Source organism: Pseudomonas sp. 05N434 (assembly GCF_056396965.1).
In genome coordinates this window covers 1-9566 of record NZ_JBFTMK010000141.1, presented here as the reverse complement: position 1 = coordinate 9566, position 9566 = coordinate 1, and the positions used below count along the sequence as shown (strand labels likewise).

The 9566-nt window shown below is 63.0% G+C and carries 8 protein-coding genes; all 8 read left to right on the top strand.

Annotation, left to right across the window (positions count from 1 at the left end):
• The first annotated feature begins 428 nt into the window (after positions 1 to 428).
• The 8 genes from AC1DLB_RS11580 (at position 429) to AC1DLB_RS11545 (ending at position 9543) form a co-directional block, all read left to right on the top strand.
• Positions 429 to 1097 (top strand): haloacid dehalogenase type II, encoded by a 669-nt coding sequence (locus AC1DLB_RS11580; protein WP_018925987.1) that lies wholly within the window; start codon positions 429 to 431, stop codon positions 1095 to 1097.
• A 42-nt stretch (positions 1098 to 1139) separates the two neighbouring features.
• Positions 1140 to 2414: an NAD(P)/FAD-dependent oxidoreductase gene (locus tag AC1DLB_RS11575; RefSeq protein ID WP_064617988.1), complete on the top strand. Its 1275-nt coding sequence runs from the start codon at positions 1140 to 1142 to the stop codon at positions 2412 to 2414.
• A 94-nt stretch (positions 2415 to 2508) separates the two neighbouring features.
• Positions 2509 to 4146: an ABC transporter substrate-binding protein gene (locus AC1DLB_RS11570; protein WP_064617986.1), complete on the top strand. Its 1638-nt coding sequence runs from the start codon at positions 2509 to 2511 to the stop codon at positions 4144 to 4146.
• 47 nt (positions 4147 to 4193) lie between these two features.
• Positions 4194 to 5150, top strand: coding sequence for an ABC transporter permease (locus AC1DLB_RS11565; protein WP_018925984.1), 957 nt, complete (start codon positions 4194 to 4196; stop codon positions 5148 to 5150).
• On the top strand, positions 5147 to 6022 hold the full coding sequence (locus AC1DLB_RS11560; RefSeq protein ID WP_018925983.1) for an ABC transporter permease: 876 nt from the start codon (positions 5147 to 5149) through the stop codon (positions 6020 to 6022). Before AC1DLB_RS11565 ends, AC1DLB_RS11560 begins: the two co-directional genes overlap by 4 nt.
• 1 nt (position 6023) lies before the next feature.
• On the top strand, positions 6024 to 7865 hold the full coding sequence (locus AC1DLB_RS11555) for an ABC transporter ATP-binding protein (protein ID WP_477743083.1): 1842 nt from the start codon (positions 6024 to 6026) through the stop codon (positions 7863 to 7865).
• Complete coding sequence (locus AC1DLB_RS11550) at positions 7862 to 8170, top strand: (2Fe-2S)-binding protein (RefSeq protein ID WP_018925981.1); 309 nt, start codon at positions 7862 to 7864, stop codon at positions 8168 to 8170. Before AC1DLB_RS11555 ends, AC1DLB_RS11550 begins: the two co-directional genes overlap by 4 nt.
• On the top strand, positions 8152 to 9543 hold the full coding sequence (locus AC1DLB_RS11545; RefSeq protein WP_258614378.1) for an FAD/NAD(P)-dependent oxidoreductase: 1392 nt from the start codon (positions 8152 to 8154) through the stop codon (positions 9541 to 9543). Before AC1DLB_RS11550 ends, AC1DLB_RS11545 begins: the two co-directional genes overlap by 19 nt.
• Positions 9544 to 9566: the final 23 nt, after the last annotated feature.

Sequence of the window (9566 nt, the reverse complement as noted above, 5' to 3'; positions counted from 1 at the left end):
CAATAGCTGATTTCACGACGGCTTCGCCGCCGAACGCAGCCTCGCAGGCTCGGCAGCTGCTACACCGGGTAGTCATCAAGAGAAGGTTCAAACCGCACCCAAACGGGCGCTTCCTCAGGGAAGCGCCCGTTTTCGTTCAGCCCGGCGCAGGTTCTGCCGTGAATGGGGGCGTTCGTCAGCCTCGCATAGCCATGAAGGTCCATAAGGGCGCATAAATACGGGGGTTGCCCAAGGCTGGAGCGAGCCGCAAAGTCTGCTGAGGGGGCAGGCTAAAACGGTGGTTTGTATCAAGCACAGGTCGCTTTTAACGCCATCTGCTGATTTCACGGTGTTGTAATGACGGTGTGCTGCAGCGTTGCATCGCCGCTCCCGAAACGCAGCGAATACCTGTCGCGCCATGACCTCAACGAACTTCAGGACCGCACTCAATGAGCTTTCTACGCCCCAAATTCATTACGTTCGACTGCTACGGTACGCTGACCAATTTCCACATGGGCACGATGACTCGCGAACTGTTCGCCGACCGCGTGGCGCCCGAGCAGATGGATCAGTTCGTCAAGGACTTCTCGGCCTATCGCCTGGACCAGGTCATGGGTGACTGGATGCCGTATGACGAAATCCTCAAGACCTCCCTGGCGCGGGTCTGCAAGCGTTGGGGTGTCGAATACCGTGGCGAAGGCCAGCTGTATTACGACGCCGTGCCGACCTGGGGCCCGCACCCGGACGTGCCGGCCGGTCTGTCGAAAATCGCCGACAAGATCCCCCTGGTGATTTTCTCCAACGCCAGCAACAGCCAGATCATGTCCAACGTCGACAAGCTCGGCGCACCGTTTCACAAAGTCTTCACCGCCGAACAGGCCCAGGCCTACAAGCCGCGCCTGGCCGCGTTCGAGTACATGCTCGACAACCTCAACTGCGGCCCGGAAGACATCTTGCATGTGTCTTCCAGTTTCCGTTACGACCTGATGCCGGCCCACGACATGAAGATCAAGAACAAGGCCTTCGTCGCCCGCGGTCACGAGGTTCCGGGCAATGCGTTCTACGGCTACCAGCAGATCACCGACATCGGTGGACTGGCGGCGCTGGTCGGTCTCTGAGTTGAACGGTAACGGCGCTCTTCACGGAATAAGGGGTTAGACATGGGCAGTGAATCCTACTGGCTCGACACCGCACCGGCGTTTACCGGTGCTCAGCTCGGCGCATTGCCCGGGCAGGTCGACGTGGCCATCGTCGGTGGCGGTTTCACCGGCCTGGCGGCGGCTCGCGCGCTGGCCTTGAAGGGCGCCAGTGTGGTGGTGCTGGAAGCCGGGAGAGTGATCGGCGAAGCCTCCGGGCGCAACGGCGGCCAATGCAACACCGGCGTTGCCCAGGACTATGCCGGGCTGAGTGCCAGCCTCGGTGCCGACAAGGCGCGGGCCTATTACCAGGCCTATGAAAGCGCGGTGCAGAGCGTTGTGTCCCTGGTGGAGCAGGAGCAGATCGCTTGCGACCTCAAGCGCAACGGCAAGCTCAAACTGGCGGCCAAACCGCTGCACTACGAAGGCCTGGCGCGCACCTGCGAATTGATTCGCAAGGAGGTCGATGCCGAGGTCGAGTTGCTGAACGCCGAACAGACTCGCGCCGAAGTGAATTCGGCCCAGTTCCATGGCGGCTTGCTGCAGCGCAACGGTGTGCAGATGCATGTCGGGCGTTTCGGCGTCGGTCTGGCTGAGGCTGCGGCGCGTCACGGCGCGCTGATCTATCAAGGTACGTCGGTGACGGACTGGAAGGCCCAGGCCGGCGGTTATCGGGTCAACACCGCCAAGGGTTCTTTGCACGCCGGGCAAGTATTGCTGGCGACCGGCGCTTGTCAGCACGGTGGCCTGGGCTGGTATCGGCGGCGGATCGTGCCGGTCGGCAGTTTCGTGATCGCCACTGAGGTGCTGCCGCAGTTCCTCATCGATCAGTTGCTGCCCGGTCGGCGTGCCTATGTCACCAGTCGCATGATCGGTAACTACTTTCGCCTGACCCCGGACAACCGCTTGCTGTTCGGCGGACGTGCGCGGTTCGCGATGTCCGACAGCGTGTCCGACGCCAAGAGCGGCAAGGTGCTGCAAGCGGCGATGGTGCAGATGTTCCCGCAGTTGGCCAAGGTGAAAATCGACTATTGCTGGGGCGGGCTGGTGGACATGACCTCCGACCGTTTGCCTCGCGCCGGCCAGCATGGCGGGGTTTATCACTCCATGGGCTACAGCGGCCATGGGGTGCAGATGTCGGTGCACATGGGCCAGGTGATGGCCGAGGTGATGGCCGGCAAAGTCGAGGCCAATCCCTGGCGCGAACTCGACTGGCCAGCGATTCCCGGGCATTTCGGCAAGCCGTGGTTCTTGCCGTTCGTGGGCGCTTACTACCGCCTCCAGGACTATTTGCATTGAGTTGATGTTGTGGCGTCACCGTCGTTTGCGTTTCCAGGACGTTCCGGTCAACCGGAGCACTCGAATCTTCTGATTTTCGACAGGTACAACTGATATGACTGACAACAAGATCGACTCGAAACTGATTTCCGGCCAGGACAGCCTGCGGGTATTCGAAGGCCTCAATCGTGGCATGTCGCGCCGCCACGCCTTGCAGATGCTCGGCGTGGCGGGTGTTGCCGCAGCGGGTGCCGGCAGCCTGTTCGGCGCCGCCGGCAAACTGTTCGCTGAAGAAGCAGCGACCCCGGGCAAAGGCAAGCCGGGCGGGCGGATTCGCGTCGCCGGCATGTCCAGCTCCACCGCCGACACCCTGGACCCGGCCAAGGGCGCGCTGTCTACCGACTACGTGCGTCACTTCATGTTCTACAACGGCCTGACTCGTTTCGACAGCCACCTGGTGCCGCAACTGGAACTGGCCGAGCGCATCGATAAYACCGATGCGACGCTGTGGATCATCACCCTGCGCAAGGACGTGACCTTCCACAACGGCAAGACCCTGAGCGCCGCCGACGTGGTGTTCTCGCTGTCGCGCCACAAAGACCCGCTGACCGGTTCCAAGGTCATGCCGCTGATGGCGCAGTTCGAAGAGATCAAGGCCACCGGCACCCACGAAGTGCAGATCCGCCTGAGCGCGCCGAACGCCGAGCTGCCGTCGATCCTCGCCGTGTCGCACTTGTTGATCGTTCCCGAAGGCACCACCGACTTCAACCAGGGCATCGGCACCGGGCCGTTCACGGTCAAGGAATTCAAACCGGGCGTACGCTCGATTGCCGCGCGCAACACCGGCTACTGGAAACCGGGCCTGCCGTACCTGGACGAGATCGAATTCATCGCGATTGCCGACGAACCGTCACGAGTCAACGCGCTGCTGTCGGGCGACGTGCACATGATCAACGAGGTCAACCCACGCTCGACCACACGGATCAAGGCCAGCGCCAAACACCGGGTCGTCGATGCGCCGTCGGGCAACTACACCGACCTGATCATCCGTCAGGACCAGATGCCGGGTAAAAGCGCCGAATTCACTCAGGCGATGAAGTATTTGCTGGACCGTGAGCAAGTGAAGTCCGCGGTGTTCCGTGGCTTTGCCGTCGTCGGTAACGACCATCCGATTTCCCCTGGCTCGCGCTACTACAACGCCGACCTGCCGCAGCGGGCCTACGACCCGGAAAAAGCCAAATTCCTGCTGAAGAAGGCCGGCATGGAAAGCATCAGCATGCCGCTGGTGGCATCGCCTGCCGCGACCGGTTCGGTGGACATCGCCGTGCTGTTGCAGCAATCGGCGAAACAGGCCGGGCTCAAGCTCGACGTCAACCGCCTGCCCAGCGACGGCTACTGGTCCAACCACTGGATGAAGCACCCGCTGAGCTTCGGCAACATCAACCCACGGCCGAACGCCGACGTGATGTTCTCGCAGTTCTTCCAGTCCAGCGCGCCATGGAACGAGTCGGGCTGGAAGAACGATCAGTTCGACCAACTGCTGATGCTCGCCCGCGGTGAAACCGACGACGCCAAGCGCAGCAAGATGTACGCCGACATGCAGGCCCTGGTGCATGAACACTGTGGCATCGGCGTGCCGGTGTTCATTAGCAACATCGACGGTGTCGACCAGCGCATCAAGGGCTACGGCAGCAACCCCCTCGGCGGTTTCATGGGCTACATGTTCGCCGAACAGGTCTGGCTCGATGCCTGATCGGCCGCACACGGGCGTCAGCGGGGCTATTGCATGAGGGTAGGGCGATGAATAGCAACACACTGTGGTTGATCGGCCGGCGCCTGGGCGCGGCGATCGTGACTTTGTTGATCGTGTCTATGGTCGTGTTTGCGATCACGGCGGTATTGCCGGGGGACGCGGCGCAACAGGCACTCGGGCAATTCGCCACGCCGGAACAGGTGGCGGCCTTGCGCCTGAAACTGGGGCTGGATCAACCCGGTGTGGTGCGTTACCTGCATTGGTTGATGAACCTGCTGAGCGGCGACATGGGGCAATCGGTGTCCAATGCCTTGCCGGTCAGCGAGCTGATGGCCGGGCGGGTGCCCAACACACTGATGCTGGCGGCCGTCACGGCGCTGGTGTCGGTGCCGGTGGCGCTGATCATCGGCATCGGCTCGGCCATGGGCCGGGGCGGGCGCATGGACAGTGTCCTCAGCTTCATCACCCTGGCTCTGGTCGCCGTGCCGGAGTTTCTGGTGGCGACCCTGGCAGTGCTGATCTTTGCGGTGAACCTGGGCTGGCTGTCGGCGCTGTCCTATGCCAGCGACATCACCTCACCTTGGCAATTCATGCGCACCTACGCCTTGCCGGTGATGACTCTGTGCTGCGTGATTGTCGCGCAAATGGCGCGCATGACCCGGGCGGCAGTGATCGATCAGCTCGACAGCGCCTATGTGGAAATGGCCCGGCTCAAGGGCGTGAGCCCGGTACGGATCGTGTTGCGCCATGCCTTGCCCAACGCCATCGGGCCGATTGCCAATGCCATCGCCCTGAGCCTGTCGTACCTGCTGGGCGGGGTGGTGATCGTCGAGACGATCTTCAACTACCCCGGCATCGCCAGCCTGATGGTCGATGCCGTGACCAACCGTGACATGGCGCTGGTTCAGGCCTGCACCATGCTGTTTTGTACGGCGTACCTGGGGTTGGTGCTGATTGCCGACCTGTGCGCGATTCTTTCCAATCCGAGGCTGAGAAACCAATGAACGATCTCATGGCGAAATCGGCGCCTGCCGGGCCCGAGCTGGCATTGGGCAAGGTTGCCCATGGACCGTCGTGGCTTGGCCTGGTCGGGGCGGCGATGTGTGTGATCTGGCTGCTGGTGGCTATCTTCGGTCCGTGGCTGGCGCCGCACCCGGTGGGTGAAGTGGTCTCCGATAACGTGTTCGACAGCCTCAGCGCGGCTTACCCGTTGGGCACCGATTACCTGGGCCGCGACATGCTCAGCCGCATTCTCGTCGGCGCGCGGTTCACCGTGGGGCTGGCGCTGATTTCAGCGGTGTTGGCCAGCACGCTGGGGACCGGATGTGCGCTGCTGTCGGTGGTGTCGCCGAAATGGCTGGACGAAGTGATCAGCCGTTTGATGGATGCCTTTATATCCATCCCGAGCAAGATGCTGGCGTTGATCATGGTCTCGGCGTTCGGTTCTTCGGTGCTGTTGCTGATTTGCACCGCTGTGCTGAGCTTCACCCCAGGCGCGTTCCGCATCGCCCGCAGCATGGCGGTGAACATCGAAGCGCTGGAATACGTGCAAGTCGCCCGCACCCGTGGCGAGCGCCGGTTGTACATCGCCTGTGTGGAAATCCTGCCGAACATGCTCAACCCGGTGCTGACCGATCTGGGGCTGCGCTTCGGCTTCATCGTGCTGCTGCTCAGTGGCATGAGCTTCCTTGGCCTCGGTGTGCAACCGCCGGATGCCGACCTCGGTTCGCTGGTGCGCGAGAACATCGGCGGCCTCAATCAGGGCGCGCCGGCCATCGTGATTCCGGCGCTGGCCATCGGCACCCTGACCATCGGCGTGAATCTGTTCATCGACCGACTGTCGTCACGGCGTAGTCGACGTACGGGAGGTCATTGAAATGAGTGATTTGATTCGAGTCGAAGACCTGCGCGTGGTCGCTTGCGGCGAGCGTGGCGAAGTGGAGATCGTCAAAGGCGTGAGCTTCTCCCTGGCCAAAGGTGAAGTGCTGGCGTTGATCGGTGAGTCCGGCTCCGGCAAGACCACCATAGCGCTGGCGTTGCTCGGCTATGCCCGACGCGGTTGTCGATTGGCGTCCGGCGTGGTGCAAGTCGGCGAGCACGACATGCTGGCGTTGAGCGAAGGCGAGCTGCAAGGCCTGCGCGGCAATCGGGTGTCGTACATTGCCCAGAGCGCCGCCGCTGCGTTCAACCCGGCGAAAAAACTGATCGATCAAGTGGTGGAGGGCGCATTGATTCACGGCCTGGGTAGCCGGGCCGTGCTGGAAGCCAAAGCCATCGAACTGTTCCGCGATCTGGCCTTGCCGGATCCCGATCACATTGGCCAGCGTTACCCGCACCAAGTATCCGGCGGGCAGTTGCAACGGGTAATGGCGGCCATGGCGCTGATCAGCGATCCGCTGCTGGTGGTGCTCGACGAGCCGACCACCGCCCTCGACGTGACGACGCAGATCGACGTGCTGCGCGCCTTCAAGCGGGTGGTCCGCGAGCGTGGCGCGACGGCGGTTTATGTGTCTCATGATTTGGCGGTCGTAGCGCAAATGGCCGATCAGATTGTGGTGCTCAATGGCGGGCAGATTTTCGAGCAGAGCGCCACCGCGCCGTTGCTCAAGGCTCCGGCCCATGAATACACCCGCAGCCTGCTGCTGGCGGCCCGCCCGGACACGACGATCCGCCCACCTTGCGGCATCGCTGAAGAAACACCGCTGCTGACCATCCAGGGGCTGACCGCCGGTTACGGCAACAAGAACCTGCAAGGCATGCCGTCGATTCGTGTGCTGGAAGATATCGACCTGACCGTGCGCCGGGGCCAGGCCATTGGCGTGATCGGTGAGTCGGGTTCCGGCAAGTCGACCCTGGCGCGGGTGGTGGCCGGGTTRCTGACRCCGGCCTTGGGCGGCCTGACCTTCGATGGCCAGCCACTGGGCGGCAGCCTGTCCGAGCGCACCGATGAGCAGTTCCGCCGGATTCAGATGGTGTTCCAGAATGCCGACACTGCGCTCAACCCGATGCACAGTGTCAGCACTATTCTGAGCCGTCCGCTGAAAATGTACTTTGGCCTCAAGGGCGCCGCGCTGCGCGAGCGTATCGGCGAACTGCTGGACCTGGTGCGCTTGCCGCGCGCCATGGCCGAACGCCGTCCGAATGAGCTCTCCGGCGGGCAAAAACAGCGGGTCAACCTGGCCCGTGCCCTGGCGGCCAAACCGGACCTGATCCTCTGCGACGAGGTGACCTCGGCGCTGGACACCGTGGTCGGCGCGGCGATTCTCGAACTGCTGCGCGACCTGCGTCAGCAACTGGGCGTGTCCTACCTGTTCATCAGCCATGACATTTCCACGGTGCGCGCGCTGTGCGACGACATTGTGGTGATGTACAGCGGCCACAAGGTTCAGGCCGGCAGCCGGCAGGCGTTTGCCCAGGCACCGTTCCATCCCTACACCGACCTGTTGATCCATTCGGTGCCGGAACTGCGTCAGGGCTGGCTGGAAAACTGCGGCACCACCTGCGGCACGCTGCCGCCGATTGGCGCCAAGGCCAATGTGCCAGAGCTGTGCACCTTTCTCAGTCGCTGCCCGGTGCGGGTCGACGGCCTGTGCAATCGCACCGCGCCGAACCGGCGGATCATCGACGGCGGTAGCGAAATTCTTTGTCATCACGACAGTGCCGAGTTGCTGAAAACACAGCAGGGTTTATCCACCATGAGCCTGGGAGCTTATGCATGAAAGGGCGTTTTGTGAGGCTGGCCGAGCAGGGCCGGCCGACCGTCAAGCTGACGGTGGACGGTTCGCCCATTGAGGCGTTGCAGGGCGACACATTAATGGTCGCGTTGCTGACCCAGGGCTCGGCGCTGCGCCAATCGGAATTCGACTCGGGCCGCCGCGCCGGTTTCTGCCTGATGGGCGCCTGCCAGGATTGTTGGGTCTGGACCCGCAGTGGCGAGCGTTTGCGCGCCTGTTCCAATGAAGTCCGCGAAGGGCTGGACATCGTCACCACACAACCGGAGGCAATATGGCCACTGCACGGCTGAGCGCTCAACGAGTGGTTATTGTCGGCGCCGGGCCGGCCGGCATTCGCTGTGCCGAAACGCTGCTGGCGGCTGGCTTGAAACCGATCCTGATCGATGAGAATCGCCGGGATGGCGGGCAGATCTACCGTCGCCAGCCCGAAGGTTTTACCCGGGACTACGCCACCCTGTATGGCACCGAAGCGGCCAAGGCCAAGAATCTGCACCAGAGTTTCGACCGATTGCGCGGGCAAATCGACTACCGCCCCGACACGCTGGTGTGGAACCTGACGCCAGGGCAATTGTGCTGCGTCAGCCAGGGCAAGCACTCGACGGTGGATTACGATGCGCTGATCCTCTGCACCGGTGCCACCGACCGCTTGATGCCGATTGAAGGCTGGCAGTTGGCAGGCACCTACAGCCTCGGCGGGGCGCAAATCGCGCTCAAGTCCCAGGCGGTTTCCATCGGCCACCGCGTGGTGTTCATGGGCAGCGGGCCGTTGCTGTATCTGGTCGCCAGCCAATACGTCAAAGCAGGCGCCAATGTGGCGGCGGTGCTCGACACTTCACCCCTCAGCAAGCGCATCGCGGCAGTGCCGAAGCTGATGGCGCGTCCGGGATTGCTGTTCACCGGGATGAAGTTACTGGCGCAGTTGTACCGGGCGAAAATCCCGGTGCATCTGGGGATTTCGCCGCTTCAGGTCCAAGGCGATGCAGCCAGCGGCGTCAGTGGTGTGCGGGTGCGTACCGCGCGCGGTGAGACGTTAACGGTGGATTGTGATGCTGTGGCGTTGGGTTATCACTTGCGCCCGGAAACCCAACTGGCCGATCTGGCCGGTTGTCGCATGCGCTTCGATGAGGCCTCCAGCCAGTGGTGGCTGGCCGTCGATGAAGAGGGCCGCACCTCGGTCAACGGTGTGTATGCCGCCGGGGACGGTTCGAAGATTCGCGGCGCCGATGCCGCCGAGCACGCCGGGCGTCTGGCGGCGATGGCGTTGCTGGAAGATCTGCAGCAACCGGTGAACGCCGGTTTGCGTGACGAACAACGGCACGCGCTGGCGGTGATGGATGAGTTTCGCCTCGGCCTGGCCCAGGCGTTTCCCTGGCCGACGGCGCAAGCCAAAGCCTTGCCGGATTCAGCCATCGTCTGTCGCTGCGAGATGATCAGCGCCGGCGAGTTGCGCCGTACCGTGAGCGAGAAGGGGGCCTGTGAAGTCAATCGGGCCAAGGCCTTCAGCCGGGTCGGCATGGGCCGCTGCCAGGGGCGTTATTGCTCCCAGGCMGGGGCCGAAGTGATCGCGGCGGCGGCAGGCGTCAGCGTGCAACAGGTCGGTCGGCAGCGTGGACAGGCACCGGTCAAACCCCTTTCGATGCTCACCGAGGAGGTGTCGCCATGACGCTACACAAAGCCGATGTAGTG

Excerpts from the sequence above, each read along its gene's own strand:
- AC1DLB_RS11580 (WP_018925987.1), top strand. The coding sequence starts at position 429 with ATGAGCTTTCTACGCCCCAAATTCATTACGTTCGACTGCTACGGTACG.
- AC1DLB_RS11575 (WP_064617988.1), top strand. The coding sequence starts at position 1,140 with ATGGGCAGTGAATCCTACTGGCTCGACACCGCACCGGCGTTTACCGGT.
- AC1DLB_RS11565 (WP_018925984.1), top strand. The coding sequence starts at position 4,194 with ATGAATAGCAACACACTGTGGTTGATCGGCCGGCGCCTGGGCGCGGCG.
- AC1DLB_RS11560 (WP_018925983.1), top strand. The coding sequence starts at position 5,147 with ATGAACGATCTCATGGCGAAATCGGCGCCTGCCGGGCCCGAGCTGGCA.
- AC1DLB_RS11550 (WP_018925981.1), top strand. The coding sequence starts at position 7,862 with ATGAAAGGGCGTTTTGTGAGGCTGGCCGAGCAGGGCCGGCCGACCGTC.